A 22,198-nucleotide genomic window follows, 5' to 3' on the forward strand; every position below is an offset into this window, starting at 1 on the left:
TCCGAATAGTCCTTCATCGCCATCGGCGGTCTTCTCGCTTCCTCCGGATCAAGCAGATCCAGTATCAGCGTGTCCACCACTCAGGGGGAGGCTCCAGCATCGTGCACGAACGGTTCGCCCAGGACGAGGTCGATTCGGATCTGCTCGATTCTCTGCAGCAGGCGCTGGACAAACTAGGGTACGAAGGCTTGGTCGACGCGGTGTTGAGTGGGCTCTTCGAGCTCGCATGGCATGGAACCGTCCGAGAGATGCTGCCGGTCGTCGGTGAAGGGCTGCCGCTGGATACGCTCCTCAACCGGCTCAGCGCGATGCGCCGCCACGCGACCAGTGACAACCCAGTCGTAGATCTGACCGCGGTGGGCGATGAGATCCGGACCCAGTACGAGCACGACAAGGACGTCGAGGCGAAGGTGAACGACTGGTTGACTCGGTCCATCTATCACCTGGCCGACGCCCAGACCGCCCTCGACCACGCGGCAGACAAGCCCGGGCCAGACCACATGGACCTGCACGCCGCAGCACTGATGCAGGTTGGCCGGGTCCGGGAGGCGATAACCATTCTTGAACAGGCGGTGGCAAACCCGGCGGCAGACGGGGCACCCGCGCCGGAATCCACCGTGATGCTGCTCGCGGGCGCGTACGAGCAGGCCGGCGCGGTCGACCGCGCGCTGATAGTGGTTGAGGACCTGAATCGGCGTCGGCCCGGCTACTTCGAAAGTCTCGACGCGCTGTTCGTCCTAGCGATGCTCCAGACCAGCAATGGCCAGCATGCCGACGCGCTCAACACGCTGAACCGGGCAGCGCCGTTCGCCCGTACCGCAGCGGCACGAGCGATGGTGGCGGCGTCCCGGGCGTTGACAGCGTACGACCTCGGCCAACGTGACGACGCACTCGACATCCTGATGGGCATCGACCCAACCGATGCCGAGCGGACCGACGACTACTGGTGGGGCTTCATCCGTATCCTGGCGCGAGTATGGCGCAACCTCATTGTTGCCGGAGCCGTGTCCCCGCAGGCGCACTCGGATCTGCTCGACCGCATCGACGCGGAGCTCGCAGCCCTCGCCAACGGCACATCCGGCGTCGCTGCCGACGCAGCAGGGCAACGGGCCCAGCTAGCAGAGGCGCGCGGGCAAGCCGCAACGCAGCTCTACACCGAAGCCGACGCCCACCGCCGAACCCTGGGCCCATCACGCGAGCCTCGTGAGGTCATCGAGATGGCGCGGGCGGCCTACGAAGGCGGGAACGCTGTAGGGCGCGCGCCGCTTGAGGAGGTCGCCGAGGCGGTGGCCGCGAGCATTGGCGAACTAGACGACCCGCTCATCGCCGCGATCCAACTCCGGCCGCTCAGCGCGCGGCTCACGGAGCTGGCAGGGGCGGTATGGGACTACGTCGCGCGGGGCAGCAATGTTGCCGAGCAGTGGGAGACGTTGCTGGCCGTCGGCGAACTACAGCGCGACACCGTGCACCGGATTCGCTCGGCAGCCAGCGGTGCCGTGTCCGGCTCGGTGCGAACGCTGCCCGATCTGTCCGCGGCCAAGCTGTCTCGACTCGCTCGGCCAACTGGGACGTTCGCAGTCGTCACCTGGTTCCAGCTGGGTGTCGGCCGGGACGGGACGAGATTCCAGCACATAGCCCAGCCAGCCGGCGTGATCATCACCCCCGACGGCCAGGTCCGTCTCTGGCTGCCGATGGCCGACGACATCCCATCCGGCCTGCAGCGCACGGTGGGGAGAGTGCGCAGCCGTCTGGCCAACTGGCACGACGGCCGCGCCGGCGATCCTCTTGACTTGTCCGCATGGCAGGAGGCTGCGGCATGGATCCGCGACTTCCTTGCCGCGGTGGAGGTCGGTCAAGAACCGCACGTTGTGTTCATGGAGTACCCCGAAATGCCGGGCGCCCCATGGCACACCGCGATCGGCCCGAACTGGACCGCCTCCTACGCCAGCAGTTGGTCGGAGCTCCTCGACATCGCCAACCGCGTGCCCGGGCCGCCTGGGAACACTATCGGCGTTGTACATGTGCCGCGCTTTCATGAGCCACAGGCCATCCGCGATGCCCTGACCGCCTCGGTCGAGCACACGCTGGAGCGCCACGGCCGCGACCGAATCGTGCACCACCGCGCCTCGCAGGAGTGTGACCGTGACTGGTTGCGCAGACTGTTGCGCGATGCCGACATCGTGAAGATTCTCTGCCACGGCTTAGTCAGCCCGAACGAGAACGAAGTGTGCCTGATGCTCGCGCACCAGGGCACCCTGCCGATGGCCGGCTCACTGGCGGCCGACGCGCGGGGACGTCAGCACCGCTTCAGCTGGCGCGACTGCCGCGACATCACGGACTCACACGCCACGATCTTCTCGGCTGCTTGCTCGAGCCGAGCGGCGGTCTCGACCGAGGCGGGAGACCGGCTGAGCATCTTCGCCGCGTTACGCCGCAGCGGCGCCCGCAGTCTGGTCGCACCAGCTTGGGATGTCCAGGCAGGACCGACGGCTGCGCTGCTGGACCACACGCTCGATCTGTACACCTCAGGCACGCCCCTAGCACACGCTGTGCGGTCGGCGAGTGACGCTGCCGAGGCCGCTGGCATGAGACCCTGGATCGCCCGTTCGCTCGCAGTCGAAGGAGACTGGCGTTGACCAACAGCCTGAGCGAATTCCTGACTGAGCACCGCGCGGACCGCGAGACGATCCTGCAGGCCGCCCGCTACTCAATCGCCGAACTCAGCGATGATCTCCCAGTCGCCGAGATGCGCGCGGAGCTCGACCAAAACTATGCCCAGGAAGCCCAAGCCGCGGCCACAAAGCTGCGCTCATCACCCTTGGAGCTGACCGACGACGCCCTCGCCATTCTGAGCTGGCTTTGGTACGACCAAGACCAGGAGGAGACCGTCCGGCAGGCGGTCGCCAATGCCCAGACCAAATTGCCGGTGATCGAGATCAGCGTCATCGTCTCGGCCGTCCTGTACGGACTGCACCTGTGGCAGACGAAGGGCGTCAAGCGTACCTACCACCGGATCGAGACGAAGTCAGACGGGACGTTCGTCGAGACCGTCGAGACCGAGAACTTCTCGCCTGGCCTCTCACTGCGCCTGGGGCAGTCGGACAAGAAGAACTCCTAGTCGGTAGCTGTCGTCTTTCCGACCTTGAGCATTATCCGTCATCTACGGAACATGCAGATCGGAGATCGGCTGCCCACAACGCCCGCACTGGCCCCGGTAGAGGGGAGGTTCGGGGTTCTCAAAGTAGACGCCTTCGAAGGGGACTCCCTCGACCAAACACCTTGGTGTGCGGCAGACGGCGATGAGCGTTGCGGACGGCCAGTCCGCGATCTCGGTGGGGTAGGGCTCGGTCATGGTGGTCAGCTCCCGACGATGAGGTACCAGACACTGGTGGCAGTTGTGGTCGTACGGTTGATCCACACGGTCAGGCCGGTGGCCGTGACGCTGGTGGCAGTGCACTCGACCACCGTGCCGGGCACGGTCGATGAGGCAGTTACAAAGGCACGGAAAACGGTGCCGGCGACGTTCAGTCCGCTGACGGTGACGGACGTGGGCGTGTTCGCCACGGGGGTGATGGTCACAACGCCGGTGACGATGTTGGGCGCCCGCAGGACGCCATCCGTGAAGGTCATCTGCCGGGTGCTGCCGTACCAGGTGATACCGGCACCTTTGATGATCATGGAGTGATAGCCGCCGCCCGCGCCGCTGCCGCGCGCCCCGTACAGGGTGATGGTGGAGTCGTCGTTGGGTCCACCGTTCTGGGCGGTGATGTGCGCGTAGCCGTCGAGCTGGTCGGACGGTTCCAACCGTGCGAGCCCCTTGCCGTTCAGCTCTGGGGAGCGGAGGGTCACGTCGGCCCGGGAGCTGGCCACGAGGGGTGATTCCAGGACCACTTCAGGCTGTACCCAGGTGCCTATGTCGAGGACCGAGGCGCGGACTCGGCCGGGGGCCGTCTCGGACGAGGAGTTCGAGAACATCTCCAGGGCAGGCTGTGAGTCCGACGACGGATTTAGGACGAGTCGACGGCCGGTCGCCGCCGTGCGTACGGTCGCGCCAGTGACGACCTTGCCGTTGATCGCGTCGGCATCGAGTTTGTCCGCCGTGATCGCTCCGGCTTTGATGTGGGTCGCGTCAACCGCGCCCGCGGAGATCTTTGTCGCCGTCACGGCGTTGGCTGCGATCTTGTCCGCCGTGACGGACAGTGCGCTCAGCTTGTCCGTGGTGATGGACAGCACCGCGATCTTCTCGGCCGTGATGGCCAAGGCCGCGATCTTCTCTGCGGACACAGCTCCGGCGAGGATCTTGGGCGCGGTGACGGCGCCGTCGGCGATCTGGACGCCCGGTACCACCGGGCGGACGACTGCGTTGTCCCACAGCACAGCTCCGGCGGTCGACTGGTAGGTCTCCACCCAGACCGTGGCTGCAGTGGTGTTTGCCGGCGCCGTGACGGTGGCGGCGAGGCGCTGCCACGAGCCGCGGGCCGGGACGTCGACCTGGGCGACGCCGAAGCCGACGGTGGCCCCGGTGCCGTCCTGCCACCGGGCGTAGAACTTGAGCGCGCCTCCCGCCCAGTCGGCGGACGCGTTGGCGTCGACGGCGAGGTAGAGCTGCTCTCCGCTCAGGATCGGCATCGACGTGAGATTCAGGGACCGTGTCGTGGCGGCCGTCGCCGTGGCGTCAACGCGGAGGGCCTTCACCGAGCCGTTACCGCCGGAGACGACGGACCATACGGTCGTGGCGATCGCCGCGGTGTAGGCACCCTCGAACGAAGGGTCGCTGAGCACGTTCGTACCGCCCGCGACCACCAGCTTGTCCGCGGAGATCGAGGCCGCCGCGATCTCGGTCGCCGTGACCGAATTCGCGGCGATCTCACGGCCCGTGATCGCGTCGGCCGCGACCTTCCCGGCGATCACCGAGTCAGCCGCAAGCGCGGCGGCGGTCACCGAGCCGCTCACGAGGTTGGTCGCGTCCACGATCCCGGTCTTCAGCGCCTCGATGGCAACGGCGTCGACCTGCATGACGGCCGGGGAGCCGGAGACGCCCATGGAGACGTAGTTGAGCCACAGGTAGGGGGTGATGTACCGGACGGCATCGTGCACGGTGCCGGGCGAGCGCGGGTCGTTGTTGGGACCGGCGGAGCCCGCGGTTGCGCGATCCTTGAGGTAGCCGACTACCGTGACCCAGCCGTCCGTGGTCGGCAGTGACCGGTACGACGCCGCGGTGTAGTAGTGGCTGTTCGGGGTGTTCGCTCCGGCGCGGTTGACCAGGGTGGTCTGGTCTGCGCCCACGCCGAGCACGCCGACGTAGAACGCGTCCTGGCCGGAGGCGAGTTGGGCTGTGGCTCTGATCCGGGCACTGATCCGGTACAGGACACCGGGCTCGTACGGGACGAGGGTCATGCCACGGAGCCGGATGAACCCGCGGGCCTCACCGACGCTTCGGCCGGTGGGAGCGTCCGGTACGCCGGTGAGGTGCGCCCACGAGGCGCCGCTGCCCTGATCGGTGGTCTGCCAGACGGCGGCCTCGCCCATCGTGTCGACGAGGCGCTGGCTGGTGGCGTCCGCGAGCGCGCCACCGAGCGCGCTGAGGGTGATCGCGCCGCTCGCGACCTTGCCCAGCGTCACGGAGTTGGCGGCGAGCTTCTCTTCGAGCACCGCGCCGTCCGCGAGCGCGGTGGAGTTGACGGCCCCGAGGGCGAGCGCCGCGTCGGTGACCGCGCCGCGGGCGAGTTTGGTTTCGTCGATGATCGCGTTGACGAGGTCGTCGGGGACGGCCTTACGGGCCTGGCCCTGCACAGCGGTCGAGGTCTCTCCGGCCGTGCCGGAGGTGTTGACCGCGATCAGGCGCACCCACAGCGGGGTGTAGGTGTCGACGGCGAGGGTGATGCTGCCGCCAGCGGCCGTGCGGAAGGCGGCCACGGGGCTGCTGGTGTCCGGTTCGGCGTCGGCGGTCGTCGCCAGGTGGACCTGGACTTCGGCCAGATCGAGCGGCGCAGTCTCGGCGTCCGTCCACGTTCCGGGCCAGGTCACGGTGAGCCCGGACAGCGCGGACTCGACCACGGGCGGCGTGGGGGTGGGAGGCGGCGGCCCGTTGTGGGCGACGAAGCCGACGGTGCCGTCGTCCTGGAGGCCCATGCTGCCGCGCAGGGTGCCGTCCTGGTCGTAGACCTCGATCGCGCCGTCCTCGACGGACGAGTACGCCATACGGGCAGTGCGGGTCGTACGGGCCAGCTGCCGTTCCAGGACGGCGACTCGGGCGGCCAGCCGGGCGATGTCGCTGCTCACGCGTTGCCTCCCCCGTAGGTGAAGCGGTCCGCGCGCTGGAGCTGGAGGACGGCTTGTTCGGGGGTGTCGCCGGAGGCGGGCTGGATCTGCCAGCCGACGATGCGGGACCAGGCGTCGAAGTCGGTCCACTGGTCGTGGATCCGGGCCCGTACGTCGTCGCCGATCTGCCAGGAACCGAAGCGGGCCGCGGGGTGGTCTCGGACGGTGATCTCGGTGACCTCGCCGATGACCTGGCGGGAGATGCGTTCCGTGCGCGCCCGGCTGGCGAGCCGGTCGTTCGCCTTCTCCTCCGGTACTTCGAGGAGGTGCTCCAGGCGCAGTCGGCCGTCCCGTACGGCGTCGACGGCGCGGCGCCGGTTGCGACCCTCGCCGGCGCCGAGCGCGATGACGACCTGGGCGAGGTTGTCGGCGTCGTACTCGACGGGGACCGCCTTGACGACGTTCACGCCGGACTCGAAGTGGATGTCCGTGCGACGGCGTCCGAGGCGGGGCCAGCCGATCCGTACGCGGCCCTGCGGCGTGCCGTTCTGCCAGGCAGCTTCCTCGGTCCACTCGGGGCCGCCTTCGACGGCGACCATGTCCGCGATGACGTCACCGAGCGAGGGGGTGTCCCACCAGTCGATCCGGTAGGGGTCCTCCGGGGTCCCGACGGTGACCTTCGAGGTGGTGTCGTCGACCTGGATACCGAGCTGGCCGTCCGGCGTCTCCTGACAGTACGCCCACACGTCGCGGATGACCTTGCACGGGTCGGCGTAGGTGTAGGGGCCGCGTGCGTTGAGCTGGCCGTGGAGGTCGTAGCGCCGGTAGGGGTAGGAACCCCAGCCGGACGCCTCGATGGTGAGCTGCTGGCCCTGGGGGTCGGCTCGCCAGATCAGGCCGCCCCACAGCAGCCGACCGTCACGCTCGGCGTAGATCTTGGTGTTGCCGGGGTCGAGCTGGGAGCGGACGAGGTGGACCAAGCGGGGTTCGACGGCGCCGGTGAGGCTGCCGGTCGCGGACAGTGCGGGCCCGAACTCGACGCCGGTCAGGGGCAGGTCCCAGGCGAGGACCTTGTTGGTGAGTGCGTCGGTGGTGAGGTAGCGGTACGACGGCGACGCCATCAGGCGCGTTCCTGCTTCTCCCCCGCGCCGTGGTGTGGTGGTGTCGGTGCCGTGTCAGACGACGCCTTCGGTGAACTCCACGTCGGCGATCAGGGACGTCGCGGCGTCGACGCCGAGGTTGCCCCACTCGGATTTGGAGGGCTGGGTGCGCACGAAGAGGTCCTGGGTGGTGCCGCGCAGGGCCGCAGCCAGGGTGATGGTGTCGGCGAGGACGACGGTGTTGCGGCGGATGTTGGCGCCCTGGTCGTCGTCGATGGCGGTGGTCTGCCCCGTGTCGGTGCCCAAGGAGGTCTGCATGTTGGCGAACACGTCGGATTCCGAGAGGCGCAGGCCCGCCAGCGTCACCAGCAGCTTGGCGCTCGTCGCCCAGCTCGGGATCGGGACCTTCCAGCGGGCGGCGGCCGGCCAGTTGTACCACTGGCCGTTCTGCGCGACCAGCCGGTTCAGCGTGCTCGGGTAGGCGGTGTACAAGGTCCGCTCGCGTCGAGGGTTCGCGATCAACCGCAGGTCCGTGACCATCGCGCTGGTGATGGTGGCCGTGTTCGCCGGAATGTCGAGACGCGCTAGCGGAATCGCCGTCATCCCGGCCGGGACTGCCTTCGCGGTGGTGGAGACGCCGGACACGACGTGGAAGTAGCCGATCTCGTCGGCCGCCGGGTCGCGGTTGCCCTCGTACTCCGGGTCCTCAACTCGCAGGCACAAGAGGTCGGATCGGGCCGAGGAACCGGTGGGTGCGATCGGGACGATGGCGTCGCCCACGTTGTACTGCGTGTAGGAGCCCTGGCCCCACGCGGCCCCCGTAACAACGGCCGAGCCGTCGCCGACCCGGACGCCAGCGCCGGGGGTGGTCCACTCTCTGACCTTCAGGTCGTTGCCTTCGGTCACGCCCTGGTTCCCGGACGCGAGATCGCGCACCATCATCCGGAAGGCGCGTGCGGGGTGGGTGCCGCCGTGCGTCAGCATGGGCGGCTGGATCAGTGCCATCTGAGAGTGCTCTCCTTACAGGGCGGTGTAGGCGTCGCGCCACGACACCGCGAGACGGGTGGAGTTGGTGTAGTCCGCGCCAGTCCAACGGACTTCGCTCGTTCCGGGCGGGATCTGGAACAGGTCCAGACGGGACACAGCAGACAGCGCGTACGCGGCGTTGGCACCGTTGCGCAGCACCCAGCGCGTACCAGGGCGCGTGTCGATCTGGAGGGTGTCGCTCTCGCCGATGGCCAGCGACAGGTCGAGGACGCGGCCTGTCTCGGTGATCCATATGCGAGGGTTCACGACCGGGCCCTTGATCTTCAGCGAGGGCCAGGCGGGAAGGTCCCCGGCGTTGGTGACCCAGCCGGGCCGCTCCTCGGGGTTTGCCACGCCGGTCGTAATCGGCGCAGTCACGGGAGCAGTGAAACCTTCCTCATCGTCGTCGCGCGCCAGAGGAATCATGGTCTGCCGTTCCAGCTCTCCGTGCCATCGCGGATCGGTGGCCGCGAACTCCAAGGTCACGGGGATCCAGCCGTAGACGACCTGTGCCATGGACACGGCCTCGACCCGGCGGACCCTGCCGTACAGCCGCTTGACGCTCGCGCGTCCGGGCCACAGCAGCCGTAGTGTCTGCAAGGCGCCTGCTGTCTTCCGCACGGCCGGGTCGGCGGCGGCCTGGTCGAGCGCGGCGAGCGCGTCGACGGCGGCCTGCGGGTCACCCGGCGTCCTGATGCCGGCCTCGATCGTCACCGTGCGAGGGCTGTAGTAGTCCACGCCGGGGAATGAGCCGTCCTCGGTGGGCAACTCGACGTCTTGGGACCGGACTTCGGGCGTGCCCAGTCCGATGATCTCGCTGATCGGGTACGGCGTTCCGGGTCCCATGAGGACACCGGCGAAGTCGACCTGCCACTGCTGAGTGATCGTGGCCATCAGATACGGCCTCCCCTCTGGGCGTTGCGCAGCCGCCGCATGATCTCCGTGCCGACCTGATCGGCCGCTTTGGCGTCGGCGCCGCCGTTGACGGTCACGGGCATGGACCCGACGAGCGCGGCGGGCCGCTCTTCTCGGACGACGACGACTTGGACCGGGGCGGGCCGGGCATCGACGAGTCGTACGAGGCCGCTGTCGCCCGCGGGGGTGAGCTGGTAACCGAACCTGTTCGCCACGTCCGCCAGGACGCCCGTCGCCGATCGCCGCTTGTTCACACCGAGCGGCACGTACGCCTCTCCCCCGGTGGACGGCTCGGCGAAGCGGATGATCCCGTTGTTGGTGGCGTACAGGCCGGTACGGATGCCGCCGTCCTCGTACGCGAGTTGCTTGTTGGCCTTGTCCAGGTCGGAGAGGAAGCGGGTGGCCTTCTTCCCCAGTGCGTCCTTGATCCGGGTCCGGCCGAGTGTGGCGATCTCGATGATTCGGTCTTCGCCGAGTTCTGTCTTCTCAGCGACATCGTGGATTCCGGTCTTGCTGGAGGTGATCGAGGAGATGATCGCCACGAGGTCCGGGAGGTCGTCGTCCGGGATGGCCTTCGAGGCGGCCTTGGCTTGAGTGTTGGCATTCTTGGCCTTGCTGGGGGACTTGGCTGCTTCGGCGGCAACGTCCTCCGCGTCCTTGTCTCCCTGCTCGGCGAGCATCGTCGCGAGGTCGCCGTAGCCCATGGCTGCGAGCTTGGAGAGGTTCTTCTCGAACGCGGCCTGGTTCTTGATGGCCTGCTTGAGCTGGGTGGTGTAGTCGGACAGCGTGGCTCGCGCGACCACGCCCAGCTTCTCCAGGTCCTTGGTCATCTCCGTGACGTACTTGGAGCTGCCGGTGGCCATCTTGTGGGTGAGCTCCACACCGTCCTCGCCCATATCCTCCAGGGCGTCAGCGACATCCTGGCCAGCGCGCCGGGCGACGGTGGCGAGGTCCTTGCGCCACCGCTGGGCGCTCTTCACCGCCTTGTCGAGGTTCTTCTCGAACAGCTTCAGGTCGAAGACCTCGGTCTCCTTGCCACCCTTCTTCACCGTCCGCGTGGAGTCCGCGCGGACCGACGAGATCGAGACCAGCTCTGTCGATCCCGAGGAGCTGTAGGACCAGCCGGTCAGTCCTCCGTCGGCGTACCAGTCGACGTTCCTGCCGCCGAGGCGCCGGACGACCTCCTCGGTGATCGCCCGTGACCGGGTGCGCTTGTTGTGGGCGAGCGGGATGTACGCCTCGGGGCCCGCGGCCTCTTCGGCCCATACCCGCCACGTTCCCTGCCGCGCGATCTGCGCGACGTGTCTCTCGCGCTCACGGACACCTCCGCCGGCGTAGAACTCCAGCACGGAGCCGTTGGCCTGTTTGCTCGGGGCCTGGATGGAGTCGGGGACACCGTTGCCGTCGCGGTCCCAGGACGTGGCCTGCCGTTTGAGCACGAGGGGGATGACCACGGGCGGCGGTTGGTTCGTGGACACGCTGACGGTGACCGACTTGGTGCCGGGGATGTTCTGGACCGACAGCCCGATGGCGTTGAGCTGCGCCTTGACCGCGGCCATGTCGCCGGAGAGCAGGGCGGACGTCAACGCCGCGGCGGCGTCGGTGCCCTTGGTGTCCGCGACTTGCCGGATGAGGTCCAGGGCCCCGGACCATTCGGCGTTCGCGTCCTTTCCTGCCTTGGAGAACGCGGCCACGACCTTCGACAGGTCCGGGGCGTCGATCGGTACGTCCGCTCCCCAGATGCTTTTCAGGGTGTCCATGGCTCGTTCGGTGTCGCCCGAGAGAAGGGCGTCCTGGAAGGCTCCGGCAGCGTCCTTCCCCTTCCTCTTGGCGACCTCGGCCAGGAGGTCCATGCCGCGGTCGAACTCGCCGCGCGCGTCGCCCACGGACTCCTTCACGGCCTTGCGCAGATCGATCAGGGCCATCTGCTCGGTGACCTTCTGGAAGGCGGCCGGGTCGTTGCGCTCCGAAGCCTTGGCCCAGGCACGGCCGATCTCCTTGCCGTACTTCTCGGTGATCTCGGCGGTCTTCTGCAGGCCGAGCCGGTACGCCTCCGTGGACCGTTCCGCGTCCTCGGTCACGATGTCGCGCAGCTCGTCGGCGACCTTCGTCTTGCCCTTCTTCAGCTGTCCGACGAGTTCGTTGAGCATCGGCGCGGCGTCCACGCCGAGTTCCGCGAAGTGGTCGGCCAGGTCGTCGTAGCCGAACACCGCGAGTTCGGACAGATTCCCCTGGAAGTCGCGTTGCGCCTGGAGCTGCTTGTGCAGTTCCTCCATGTAGTCGGACAGCTTCACCTTGGCGGTGTCGGCGTCCTTCCCGGCTTTGCGCATCGCCTCGGCCGCGGCGCTCTGCGCGTCCCTGAAAGCCCGGGACGGGTCGACGGCGTCACCGACGGCCTCAGCGAGCGCCTTCATCTCGTCGGTGATCTCGGGCGCACCGGTGCGGTCGATGTCCGCGAGGGAGAACAGGTCGAAGATGCCGCCGCTGGTCTTGGCCTGCTGTTTGATCTTCGCCTCGACGATCGCCTTCTGCTCGGCAATCTCGGCTTCCTTCTTGACCGCCTCCGACCACATCTTGTGGCGCTCTTCGAGGGTCTTCTCCGCCTTGGAGTACTGGGTGATGCTCTCGAAGTCGCCGGATGCATCACCGGACTTCGCCTTACGCGAGTACTCGTAGGAGTCCTGCTGAAGGCGGCTCTGGAGGATGGCGAGCTTGGCCCCTCCGGAGGTGATCGCATCGATCGCCTCGGTCGTGCCGATGCCGACCTTCTCCAGGTCCTTCAGCGCGCCGTCGGCGGTGAGCTGGTCGTACAGCTTGTTGATACTGGCACCGGTCGTCGCCTCCTCGCGCTCCTGTTGCAAGGCTTGGACCAGTTCGTTGGTCGCGTCCTTCGCCTTCTGCTTGGAGGCGGTGTAGGCGGCGTATCCGGCGATGCCCAGGGTGAGGACAGCGGCAAGGCCGGTGACCGCGAGGCTGGTACCCGCCAGCACGGCGGGCATCACGGCCCCACCCGCCTGAGCGGCGGCCAGGGCTGTACGGAACGCGGCGATCTGTACGGTGACCTTCGTGTAAGCAGCCCGGAGCAGCAGCAGTCCCACGACGGACACGGTGACCATCGCCAGGACGGACTTCATCGGTCCGGGGAGGTCCTCGATGCTGCCGACGACGGTGTGGACGACGGACCCAACACTCTTGAGCACCGGGAGCAGGGCCCGGCCGACGTCGATAGCCAGTGCACGGGCCTGGTTGGAGGCCAGCTGCCACTGGCCGGTGACGGTGTCGGTCTGGAGGGCATACGCCTTCTGCGTGGCTTCGGCGCGCGACACTTCGTTCGCGATGCCCGCGTAGGTGTTGGCGTAGTTCTCTCCCCCAGCGGAGGCCAGGGCAAGGGCGGCGCGTGTGGCGCGGATGTCCTTCCACATGTTCGAGATGCCCTCGGCGGTGTTGCCCGCCGCCCCGTTCAGCTTGTTCACGACCACGTACAGTCCGTCCTGTTCGACGGCGGAGGCGGCCGACTCGTAGCCCAGGTCCTTGATGGCCTGCTTCAGGTCCTGCGTCGGCTTCATGACGCGGGTGAGGAGCATGTTCAGTGCCGTCACAGCCTCGGCCGCGGGGATGCCGGTCAGCGTGACCGCGGCGAGAGCGGCGCTCATGTCGTCGAACCCGACGCCGGCCGCCGCCGCCATCGGTACGACGTCGCCGAGCTGCTGCGCGAGTTCCTCGAAGGAGATGACGCCGTAGTTGACGGTCTGGAACATCACGTCCATGACGTCGCTGGCGTCGGACGCCGACATGCCGTACGCGTTCAGCACCCCGAGAACAGCGCGGGCAGAGGTCTCCGTCGTGGTCAGGCCCGCTGCCGCGCCCTGAGCCGCGACCTGGAGGATCTCCATGGCGTCCGCGCCGTCGAAGCCGGACGAGACGATCTGGTAGAGGCCATCGGCGAGCTGGTCGGCTGTCTGTGGCAGCTCGGTGGACAGCTCGACGATCTGATCGGTGAAGGCTCCGACGTTCTCGGAGGTGATCTGCTGGGAAATCGTCAGCACGTTGGCCATCGCCCGCTCCAGCGAGATCGCCTGAGCCACGCCGACGCCAAGAGCGGCACCGATGAGCAGGCCGTTCTTCGCGGTCCGCGCAGCCTGGGCGCTTCGAGCGGCGGCCAACTGGGCTTCGGCACGTGTGACTTGCTGTGCCTGGCGCTGCGCGTTGCGCGCGGCGGTGGTCTGTACCTCGTCCCTCATGCGGACTGCGGACAGGGCACGGGCGTCTGCCGAAGCCGCGAGGCCCGTGGCGCGGGTCGCCGTGGCCTGGGCCGCAGCCGCGCGCCGTTGGGCTTCGGCGTGTTCCTGGGCGGCGCGGGCGGCGGCTGTCTCAGCCGCAGCGGCGGTACGTGCGGCGGCTGCGGCCCCGGCGCCCGCCGTGGCCTGGGCGCGGGCGCTCATCGTCTGCGCCAGGGCTTGCGCCCGTGCGGCTCGTTCTCCCGTCGCCGCGACCGCAGCCTGTTCCGCTGCCGTACGGCGGGCCGCTGTCGCTGCCACCGTCTGTGCGCGGCTGGCGCGTTCCTGGAGCACGGTGGTCCGCTGCACGGCCTGAGCCACCTGCGCCTGGGAGCGAACCATCTGCGCGGACGCGGTCACTTGGGCGCGGGCCAGGTTGTCACCGGCCACGCGTACCTGGTTCAGCCGGGCGGCCGTTCCGTCCAACTGTCCGTCAAATACGCGGAGTTGGGTGGCTCCTTGCCGTAGACCGGTGGACAGCCCGCCGGTGGACGCGAGCAGGTTGACGTACAGGGTGTAGGCACCAGCCACGTCAGGATGCCTCTCTGGGCCTCAGCCCGATCTTGAGCCCCCGCGCATCTGGTCCGTCAGGAATGTGTTCGCGCTCCATCTCGATGACTTCGCAGCCCACACAGCGGTAGGGCTCGGCCACGTACGCGAAGCGGTCGCCGCCCTGGCTCTCGTCCCACTCCGCCGCCCGGGTCCCGCAGGTCTCGCAGACGCTGCGCTGGTATGCGAGGTAGGCCATCGCCTTCGCCCGGTCCAGAGCCGTCCAGCGGCCGTCCCCCGCACCCGTGAACTGCGAGTGCGGGAGTCCGTAGGCGTGGCACAACTCCATCTCGGCCCTGAATTGGGCGTCGGCGATCAGCCTTTTCCCAGGTCCGCCCGCATGGTCTGGTTGACCAGCAGCGCGGCCGTGAATAGGGCCTTGGCGTCCGCGTCGCTCCAGCTGTCGAGGAGTTCCTGCGCCTCCGCCTCGCTCATGCCGTCCACCGAGGAGGCCGAGACGAGAGCGGCGGGGAAGGTCTCGACGTTGTACTCGTGACCGAGATCCGCCTGCTCCTCCGTGGGGGCGTGCTCGCGAAGCAGTTGCTCCCAGGCGGGTCGCGGCAGAGCCCGGAAGGTGAGCGTGAGGGTCCCGGCTGCCAGGGCTCGCCGGGCCTGGTCCAGCGCGGCCTGGGCCGCCAGCACATCCGGCTGAGCGAGTGCCCAGCTCTCTCGGTCGTCGGCTGGTACCTCCATCTCGGAGGCACGGCCAACGGCGCTGGTGCGGGCCTTGGCCATGTCCAGCGCCGCATCGCTCACGCGCTGCTTCAGGTCCTGGTCGTCGAGGAAGGACACGGCGCGCTCGGGAAGTCGACGAGCCCGCAGACGGGCCATCTTGGCCGCCCAGTGTGGATCGCGGGCGACGGCATCGGCCGGCGGTTCAACGAAGGTCGTGGTCATGCAGCGCCCCCGCCGATCAGGCCGCGGCCGGGACGGCTACGTCCTGGACGGGCTTGCCGGTCACGTTGAAGCTGACCTTGAACTTCGCCGGCTCGGAGGCGGTCGTGTACGTGCTGGACCGGGAGCCGACGCGCACCGGGAAGATGTCCATGGACTGCGACGCCGGGATGTCGCCCTTGCGGAGGATGACCACGTAGCCCTCGGTCCCCTTGGCGAGGAGCTTCTCCAGGGCGTTGTCGACCTTGTCCTCGTAGAAGGTGAGGCTGGAGTTGTCGGCCTTGTCCTCACCGGGGATGTTGCCGGTGAACTCGGTGGCCAAGTCCGGGGTGTCGATGGGGGTGTTCTCGACGGCGAAGCCCTCGATGTCGCTGATGGCCGGGGACAGGTCGGTGCCGTTGGTGCCGCCGAGCTCCGGACGGATCGGGATCAGTTCCTTCGAGACGATGTCCTTCAGGAAGAAGAACTTCGTGGTGCCGCGACGGGTGAACCGCTGCTGTGACACTGATTCTCGCTCTCTGGGAACCGTGTTCCGGAGCGCGCACACGCCGGGCCGGTCCCCATGAAGGGGGAATCGGCCCGTGCCGGGTGGCCGGGCGTCCGCGAGATGCCTCCGCGGTGAGGTAGCTGGAACGTCAGGACCCGAGAGTGGTCACAGTGAGGACGTACCGCTGCACATAACTGTATACGCCACCGCTGACAGACATCCCTTCCTCCTTGTCCAGCTCGCGGTCGATCACGATGTAGCCGGTGATGGCGATGGTGTTGACGTAGGTCCCGCTCAAGCGCGCGAGGAGCGCGGTGCGGACCTTGTCGGCCATCCACTCGACCTGTTCGGCGGTTGAGGCGACCGAGGTGACCTGGACGAGCACGCGGGCGTCAGCATCACCATCACCGTACGGCGGGCCGCTCGTAGTCACGCCCAGCGGGTAGAGGACGCTGTAGGGAATCGTAGCCCCGGTGGGCGTACTTGATGCAGTGGGGGCGGTCCCGTACCCGCAGCTTCGGGCGGTTGCTATGGCCAGTGTCTTCTGGATCGCGAGGGACACCTCTCTGCCGGAGACGGGCACTACTCCTCCTTGTCTCCTTCGGGAGTGGTGATCTCTCGCCCGGCGGCGTGGCGGTCACTCACGAGTCGTCGTCGATCGTGTCGCCGAGCGCGGCGATGAACAGCGGCCGGATCTCCTCGACAGCTGGCCCGACATGCGGATAGGGCGGCTGGTTGAAGACGCGCCCCAGGCTGTCGGCCCCGACGAAGCCGTACTCCAGACGTCGGGCCTGGGGCTTGTTCGTGCCGACGACCGCCGTGACGGAGAGCCCGTCCGTAGACACCTCGTGCGTCCAGGAGCGCCGGTAGTCGCCCGTGGGCGCGTTGGGGCCCGGCCTGCCGCTGGCCTTGGCCTTGATCCTGGTCTCCAGCAGCATCGCGTAGTGCTGGACAGTGGCGGTGACCTCGGGCAGAGTGCTTGCGGCCCTGGCGTCAAGCTGCGCGGCGATTTGGAACGCGTTGGAGTAGGCGCCCGCAAGAGGGTGGGCGTTGGGGTGCGGATTCAGCGAGGACGCCACTGGCTCACTGCCCGTCTTCCGGTTCCGGCTCGCCCCACTGACCGAGGGCCCATTCCCGCAGGAGGGCGAGCATGGCGCGGGTCAGCTCGTGCGAGCGGCCGTCCATGAGGTCGTGACGGTCGAGCGCGGCCTTCTCCAATTCGGCGGGACTGATCGCGGACAAGAAGGCAGCCGCTGCCGGGCCAGGGTCCGGCGGGTCGCCGATGACGACGTGCGCCAGGCCCTCGAACACACCGGTCGCCGTGGATCTCGGGGAGAGCTCGATGACCATCTGCGGTACGTCGCCCGCGCGGTGGGCCAGTGAATAGGCAGAGAGGTCCCGGGAGACGTCGTGACCGCCGATCTCCACGACGGCGGTATGCCCCTGCCCGGTGACACGCACCGACAGGGGCTCACCCTCGGGAGAGATAGGTTTTGCACTCTGACGTGTTGGCATCTATCTGATGTTACGGGTATCCGCTGACAGTCCAACTCGCCCGGCGTCTACGGAGGGGTGATCTCGTCGAGACGGGTCACCCGAACGATCTCGACCGTGGACGCCTCCGACGGATCGAGGACCTGCCACACCCGATTCACTGTCGCCGCGTGCTCACCCGCTGCGGCCACAACTTCCACGCGGTCGTACCGCACAGGAACGGGCGCCGAAATCGGCGTGAGGAGCCGATACCAGCTGACCGTGTCGTCCAGCCATTCCCGCCCGAGAACGTGCTGCGCGGTGACCTGGCCATGGCCGGACAGGACAGCTCCCGGTCCCTCGTAGACCGACTCCGCCGGCACGGACCCCAGGAGGCCGGTTGAGGTATCGAGTTGGGGCGCTCCCGTTGGACGGGTGATCCGGACCATGTCCACCATCACCGCCGACTCCAGCCTTTCCCGTTCCGCCTCCGTGTCGATCGGTGTGGTCACGAAGTGCCGCCGGAAGTGCTGGACTGCGTGTTCTGGTCCAGGAACGTCGTACGGACCACGGCCAGAGTGGAGGTCTGCCCAACGTCGAGGACACGCCACGTACGACCGACAGCAGCAGGATCGGCGGCGTTGACCACGCTCACCGTGTCCGCGCGGGAAGCCACAGGGGCATCCAGCGGCGTGATCAGCTTGTACTTCGAGGTGGAGTCGTCGACGTACGCCTGTCCTTCCAGATGCAGGACGATCCCAGGGGCACCGTTCGGAAAGATCCCTCCGTGACCTTCGTAGATGATGACCGGCGGGCCGGGTTCGTACTGACCCGTGTCGGGATTGAAGACCGGCTCGCCCTCCCTGCTGATCCGTACGGTGTCGGTGAGGATCTTGCGTTCGATCAGGTCGCTGACGGCCCCCAGCGTCAGCCCTTCGGTAGGTACGCTCATGCGTTCGAGAGTAGTGCTGGCTGCGGACAGGTCGATGTGACGTTCAGCGATAATTGGCCACTCGCGCCCGACGCTGCCCAAGGCTGACCTCGTTCCTCGATCGCGGCTTTCGGGTGTATGCCGGGCGCGGTTGCCTGCACTCCCCGACGGAACTTCACTCGATAGTGTGGGATCGTCGTAGCAACTCGCCTTTCTCGCCGACGGGTTCACAGAATGTCCTCACTCGTGGAGTGCACCGAGTGATCCTGGCCGGGGCATAGCGTTTGAGGTGCCCGGATGGGACGCGCAACTGGTCGACTGGGCAGGCGGGGACGATCTGTGCTGCCGCGCCATGGGTACACATCAGGAGTGTTCATAAAGGGGGGGCCATGGCGTCAGTTGGTATCGGACTGGTGGGGGACGATGCGGTCGGACAACTGATCGCTCTACGTGAGTGGTTGCAGACCGAACCCGAGCTACGCGGACGTGTGCGTCGTGTGGACCAGCCGATTCGGCCCGGCGAACTGGGCGGAACGGTGGAACAGTTGGTCGTCGCGCTCGCCTCCGGCGGCGTCGGTGTGACGCTGACTCAGTCGCTGATCGCATGGCTGCGCAGCCGCCCACGGTCGACGCGGTCAAAGCTCGTGCTGACCGTCACACGAGGGGATCGTACAGCCAGTCTCGAGATCGGCCAGGCCGACCTCCGCCAGTTCGACGAGGCGCTGGCAGTGCTCCACGCGGTCCTGTCAGCAGGCAGCGATGAGTGACCGTCTGGACCTGGCTCCACCCGAGTCCTGCGCGGTCCTGATCGGGGTCTCCGACTACAGCGACAAGCACTTCCCGAACCTGCCTGCGGTCGATAACAGTCTCCGTGACATCCGACAGATGCTCACAGACCCTGGTCTCTGCGGTTGGCGTCCAGAGCAAGTGATCACCATTGCCGACCCCGAAGAGGCGGGGCAGACAGCGACAAGGTTGCACGAACTGGCCTGTGCCACCAGCGGCGTATTGTTGTTTTACTACGCTGGGCACGGTGTTCTGACTCAGCACGGCCAGTTGTCCCTGACGGTCAGCGGCACCCGCAATGCGGCAGTGGACTTCACCGCTCTGCCCTTCGACTGGATCCGTCGAGCCCTGGAAGCGAGCCCCGCCCGGGTCCGCATCGTCGTCCTCGACTGCTGCTTTGCAGGTCGCGCCCTTGGACCCCGCGACCGCGAGGCATCCTTTGCCTCAGCCACCGCGATGGCCGGTACGTACGTTCTGACGGCGACCACGGGCTACAAGACGGCGCATGTGGCGGCCCCCGAGCATCAGACGTCGGTGAGTACGTCCTTCACCGCAGCCCTGGTCGATGTGGTGCGGAGCGGAATCCCGGGCGGGCCGGCCACGCTCACGCTGGACGATCTCTTTCCCGAACTGCGTCGGCGGCTACGTGCTCAGGGGCTGCCGCAACCCTCCCAGCGAAACAACAACAACGCCGGCATATTTGCGTTCACCAGAAACGCCCACACCACAACGCACCAGACCGCAGAACCAGCCGTCACAACCGCGGCCCCCGCCCTCCGCGTCGGCCGCCGGGCTGTGGTCGCGGCAACGGTGACCCTACTGGCTGGATCAGGCACGGCAACCGGTATTTTGCTGCGTGATTCTCCCCAGTCTGCCCTGCGTGCCACCCTGAAAGGCGGCACTGATGACGTGCGCACCGTGGCATTCAGCCGTGACGGCGCCGCCTTGGCCGGCGCGGGCCAAGACGGCAAGGTCCGGCTGTGGAATGCGGGTACTCAGGACAACATCGCGACGCTGACCGGACACGAGAAGGACGTCCTTACGGTCACCTTCAGCCCCGACGGTTCGTTGCTGGCCAGCGGAAGCGAGGACGCAACCGTCCGGATCTGGGACCTGCGTCGCCGTGGAACAGAGGTCACCGTCCTCCGGCACCCCGGGACGGTCTTTGAGTTGGCCTTCACTGCGGACGGCAGGCTCCTGGCTAGCGCCGGGCAGAACGACGTCCGCTTGTGGGACGTGAAGACCCACAAGCTCGCCGCCGTCCTTGCGAGTAATCTGTCGGGTACCGCCCTAGCCATGAGGTCTGATGGCCGCATGCTGGCCACCTCGGGCAGCGAGCCGGGGAGCATCCACCTTTGGAACCCTGCCACAGCGCGCTCGCAGGCAACCATCGACGTACCGGCTGGCGCCGTGCAGATACTCACCTTCAGCCCGGACGCGAAACTGCTCGTCAGCGGTAGCTGGGACGAGACCGCCCTACGGCTGTGGACCGTAACCGATAGAAAAGCGGCTGGCGTCCTTACCGGCCTCGCGGAAATAGTGACCTCAGTCGCCTTTTCGCCCGATGGCCGCACCCTGGCCAGTTCCGCCGGCGGCAACAGGCGGTCCGACGACGCCATCCACCTGTGGGACCTGGCCCGCCGCAACGTCAAGGGCACACTCACGGCCAATGGCGGCGACATTGCAGAACTGTCCTTCAGCCCCGACGGCAAGACGCTCGCTTCCGCCGGAGACGCCGTCCGCCTGTGGCGGGTATCGGCATGAGGAGCGAAGCACTGCGGCAGGAGGGCTCACACGCGCTCCTGATCGGCGCCTCCCGGTACCGCGACTTCCCTCCGCTACCGGCGGCCAGGCACTGTCTCGCCGGGATGCGGAAAATCCTCATCGACCCGGATCGCTGCGGCTGGCCGGCCAAGACGGTGACAACTCTGGCCGAACCACGGCGCTCAGACGAGACCGCCGTGCGGCTACGCACACTGACCCGCACGGCCACGGAGGCGCTGCTGGTCTACTACGTTGGACACGGCGTCCGCACCGCCACAGGAGAGCTGTACTTGGCGGTCACCGAAACCTCGCGGGAAGACGCGGACCTCACCGGATTACCCTTCGAAGTGATCCGCCGCGCAGTGAGTGAGAGCCCGGCGCAAGTTAAGTTCGTCATTCTGGACTGCTCCTGGTCGGGACTGGCCACCCAAGCACTCGGGGCTACGGAGACCGTCGCCGACCTCACCGACATCGCTGGCGCCTACACGCTGACCTCCACCAGAGGCAGCGCCACCGACAACCGGGACACCCCTCCTAATCTCCGCGGACTGACCCCGTTCACCGGTGAACTGATCCGATTGATCCAGGAAGGTGTCCCCGGCGGCCCGCCCTACCTCACGCTCGCCAACCTCTACCCCCAACTGCAGCATCGACTGCGTGCCCACGGTCTGCCAGCCGCTGGCCGGTACAGCACCGACACCGTCGGAAACTGGGTCTTCGCCAGGAACGTGCATCGGACCAGCGTTTCATCCCGTCCAAGACGGATCTCCCTCGCAGCCCGTGACGCTCTCTTCGTCCCGCGTCTGCGGATCCGGCGCCGCACCATCCTGCTATCGAGTCTCGGACTTGCCGCCGCCGCGGGCGTGCCCACCGGCATACGACTTCTGCGCGGACCGCAATCCAAACCGCTGGCTGTGCTGGCCGACCCGCTTGGTAGCGTCACTGACATCGCCTTCACACCAGACGGTAAAACCCTCCTTGCCGTCAGCGGCGGAACGCCTACCATCAGACTCTGGGATGTGGCCAACCGACGGAGCCGGGCCACCCTCACCGATCCCGACTTCGACATCACGGTCGCCCTCGCCATCAGCCCCGATGGCAGGACCCTCGCCACCGGCACGCAGTCCGGGAGTCTGCACCTCTGGGACCTCGCCGCTCGCAGCGTCAAGGCGAGCTTCCCGAAGTATGTGACCTCACTGAGCTTCAGCCCCGACGGCAGGACGCTTGTGTACTGCCTGGGCAACGGGACGATTCGACTGTGGGATCCGGCGACCCATCACGTCGCGGGTACCCTCACCGATCCCGACTCGCCGGCGGACTCCGCAAGTTACAGCCCGGACGGCAAGACGCTCGTCACCGCGGCGGGCACCTTGGACGCACTGTCCCGCATCCGGCTGTGGGACATAGACAGCCACAAGATCACTACCACGCTCTACGGTCCACACGGTCGCGTCTACTCGGCGGCCTTCCACCCCGACGGCGTACTATTGGCCACCTGCGATGGCACCATTCGCTTCTGGGATCTGGCCTCCGGAAAGATCGTCGCTGAAATCGCCGACCCCACCGGCCCGGTCTTTTCTGCAGTGTTCAGCCCGGACGGTACACAGCTCGCCACGTGCAGCGGTAACGATGGTACCGACGAGCACAATGCCTCTACGATCCGGCTTTGGCCTCTGCCTAAAAAACTCTACACGGCTGATGCGAAGTAGTCGGCGCGCAGAGCCGTCATCCCAAG

At 67.6% G+C, this 22,198-nt stretch carries 18 protein-coding genes; 5 read left to right on the plus strand and 13 right to left on the minus strand.

What is annotated here, in order from left to right; translation table 11 throughout:
- The first annotated feature begins 101 nt into the window (after window positions 1-101).
- Window positions 102-2,636, plus strand: a complete 2,535-nt coding sequence (locus ACFZB3_RS13090) for a CHAT domain-containing protein (RefSeq protein ID WP_391374109.1) — start codon at window positions 102-104, stop codon at window positions 2,634-2,636.
- Entirely contained in the window at window positions 2,633-3,118 is a 486-nt protein-coding gene (locus ACFZB3_RS13095) for a hypothetical protein (RefSeq protein ID WP_391374112.1), read from the plus strand. Before ACFZB3_RS13090 ends, ACFZB3_RS13095 begins: the two co-directional genes overlap by 4 nt.
- A gap of 239 nt (window positions 3,119-3,357) precedes the next feature.
- Here ACFZB3_RS13095 and ACFZB3_RS13100 read toward each other — a convergent pair whose 3' ends face one another.
- The 13 genes from ACFZB3_RS13100 to ACFZB3_RS13160 all read right to left on the minus strand — a co-directional run bounded on the left by ACFZB3_RS13100 (window position 3,358) and on the right by ACFZB3_RS13160 (window position 18,015).
- Window positions 3,358-6,282 (minus strand): hypothetical protein, encoded by a 2,925-nt coding sequence (locus ACFZB3_RS13100; RefSeq protein WP_391374114.1) that lies wholly within the window; start codon window positions 6,280-6,282, stop codon window positions 3,358-3,360.
- On the minus strand, window positions 6,279-7,382 hold the full coding sequence (locus tag ACFZB3_RS13105) for a hypothetical protein (RefSeq protein ID WP_391374117.1): 1,104 nt from the start codon (window positions 7,380-7,382) through the stop codon (window positions 6,279-6,281). The genes ACFZB3_RS13100 and ACFZB3_RS13105 overlap by 4 nt, the downstream gene beginning before the upstream one ends.
- Before the next feature lie 54 nt (window positions 7,383-7,436).
- Window positions 7,437-8,366: a hypothetical protein gene (locus tag ACFZB3_RS13110; protein ID WP_391374120.1), complete on the minus strand. Its 930-nt coding sequence runs from the start codon at window positions 8,364-8,366 to the stop codon at window positions 7,437-7,439.
- Window positions 8,367-8,381: 15 nt separating this feature from the next.
- The gene (locus ACFZB3_RS13115) at window positions 8,382-9,281 is read right to left on the minus strand and encodes a phage distal tail protein (RefSeq protein ID WP_391374123.1); all 900 of its coding nucleotides are present in this window, start codon (window positions 9,279-9,281) and stop codon (window positions 8,382-8,384) included.
- Entirely contained in the window at window positions 9,281-14,110 is a 4,830-nt protein-coding gene (locus ACFZB3_RS13120; RefSeq protein WP_391374126.1) for a phage tail tape measure protein, read from the minus strand. The genes ACFZB3_RS13115 and ACFZB3_RS13120 overlap by 1 nt, the downstream gene beginning before the upstream one ends.
- Before the next feature lies 1 nt (window position 14,111).
- On the minus strand, window positions 14,112-14,417 hold the full coding sequence (locus ACFZB3_RS13125) for a hypothetical protein (RefSeq protein ID WP_043684329.1): 306 nt from the start codon (window positions 14,415-14,417) through the stop codon (window positions 14,112-14,114).
- 26 nt (window positions 14,418-14,443) lie between these two features.
- Window positions 14,444-15,025 (minus strand): hypothetical protein, encoded by a 582-nt coding sequence (locus ACFZB3_RS13130; RefSeq protein WP_391374128.1) that lies wholly within the window; start codon window positions 15,023-15,025, stop codon window positions 14,444-14,446.
- A 16-nt stretch (window positions 15,026-15,041) separates the two neighbouring features.
- Window positions 15,042-15,527, minus strand: coding sequence for a hypothetical protein (locus ACFZB3_RS13135; RefSeq protein WP_391374130.1), 486 nt, complete (start codon window positions 15,525-15,527; stop codon window positions 15,042-15,044).
- A gap of 130 nt (window positions 15,528-15,657) precedes the next feature.
- Window positions 15,658-16,092, minus strand: coding sequence for a hypothetical protein (locus ACFZB3_RS13140; protein ID WP_391374133.1), 435 nt, complete (start codon window positions 16,090-16,092; stop codon window positions 15,658-15,660).
- A 58-nt stretch (window positions 16,093-16,150) separates the two neighbouring features.
- Window positions 16,151-16,588 (minus strand): HK97 gp10 family phage protein, encoded by a 438-nt coding sequence (locus tag ACFZB3_RS13145; RefSeq protein ID WP_391374136.1) that lies wholly within the window; start codon window positions 16,586-16,588, stop codon window positions 16,151-16,153.
- 4 nt (window positions 16,589-16,592) lie between these two features.
- On the minus strand, window positions 16,593-16,970 hold the full coding sequence (locus ACFZB3_RS13150; RefSeq protein WP_391374138.1) for a hypothetical protein: 378 nt from the start codon (window positions 16,968-16,970) through the stop codon (window positions 16,593-16,595).
- A 101-nt stretch (window positions 16,971-17,071) separates the two neighbouring features.
- Window positions 17,072-17,494, minus strand: coding sequence for a DUF6093 family protein (locus tag ACFZB3_RS13155; RefSeq protein WP_391374141.1), 423 nt, complete (start codon window positions 17,492-17,494; stop codon window positions 17,072-17,074).
- Complete coding sequence (locus tag ACFZB3_RS13160) at window positions 17,491-18,015, minus strand: DUF6093 family protein (RefSeq protein WP_391374144.1); 525 nt, start codon at window positions 18,013-18,015, stop codon at window positions 17,491-17,493. Before ACFZB3_RS13160 ends, ACFZB3_RS13155 begins: the two co-directional genes overlap by 4 nt.
- Window positions 18,016-18,302: 287 nt before the next feature.
- On the opposite strand from ACFZB3_RS13160, the gene ACFZB3_RS13165 reads away from it, so the two are divergent.
- The 3 genes from ACFZB3_RS13165 to ACFZB3_RS13175 are packed head-to-tail and all read left to right on the plus strand — an operon-like array spanning window position 18,303 to window position 22,172.
- A complete protein-coding gene (locus ACFZB3_RS13165) occupies window positions 18,303-18,680 on the plus strand; it encodes a hypothetical protein (protein ID WP_391374147.1) in 378 nt (125 codons plus the stop codon).
- Window positions 18,673-20,463 (plus strand): caspase family protein, encoded by a 1,791-nt coding sequence (locus tag ACFZB3_RS13170; RefSeq protein WP_391374150.1) that lies wholly within the window; start codon window positions 18,673-18,675, stop codon window positions 20,461-20,463. Before ACFZB3_RS13165 ends, ACFZB3_RS13170 begins: the two co-directional genes overlap by 8 nt.
- Window positions 20,460-22,172: a hypothetical protein gene (locus ACFZB3_RS13175; protein ID WP_391374152.1), complete on the plus strand. Its 1,713-nt coding sequence runs from the start codon at window positions 20,460-20,462 to the stop codon at window positions 22,170-22,172. The genes ACFZB3_RS13170 and ACFZB3_RS13175 overlap by 4 nt, the downstream gene beginning before the upstream one ends.
- Window positions 22,173-22,198 lie beyond the last annotated feature (26 nt).

Source organism: Streptomyces sp. NPDC008092 (genome assembly GCF_042957285.1).
Classification (GTDB): domain Bacteria; phylum Actinomycetota; class Actinomycetes; order Streptomycetales; family Streptomycetaceae; genus Streptomyces.

Excerpts from the sequence above, each read along its gene's own strand:
- ACFZB3_RS13105 (WP_391374117.1), bottom strand. The coding sequence starts at position 7,382 with ATGGCGTCGCCGTCGTACCGCTACCTCACCACCGACGCACTCACCAAC.
- ACFZB3_RS13110 (WP_391374120.1), bottom strand. The coding sequence starts at position 8,366 with ATGGCACTGATCCAGCCGCCCATGCTGACGCACGGCGGCACCCACCCC.
- ACFZB3_RS13115 (WP_391374123.1), bottom strand. The coding sequence starts at position 9,281 with ATGGCCACGATCACTCAGCAGTGGCAGGTCGACTTCGCCGGTGTCCTC.
- ACFZB3_RS13125 (WP_043684329.1), bottom strand. The coding sequence starts at position 14,417 with ATGGAGTTGTGCCACGCCTACGGACTCCCGCACTCGCAGTTCACGGGT.
- ACFZB3_RS13130 (WP_391374128.1), bottom strand. The coding sequence starts at position 15,025 with ATGACCACGACCTTCGTTGAACCGCCGGCCGATGCCGTCGCCCGCGAT.
- ACFZB3_RS13165 (WP_391374147.1), top strand. The coding sequence starts at position 18,303 with ATGGCGTCAGTTGGTATCGGACTGGTGGGGGACGATGCGGTCGGACAA.
- ACFZB3_RS13170 (WP_391374150.1), top strand. The coding sequence starts at position 18,673 with ATGAGTGACCGTCTGGACCTGGCTCCACCCGAGTCCTGCGCGGTCCTG.
- ACFZB3_RS13175 (WP_391374152.1), top strand. The coding sequence starts at position 20,460 with ATGAGGAGCGAAGCACTGCGGCAGGAGGGCTCACACGCGCTCCTGATC.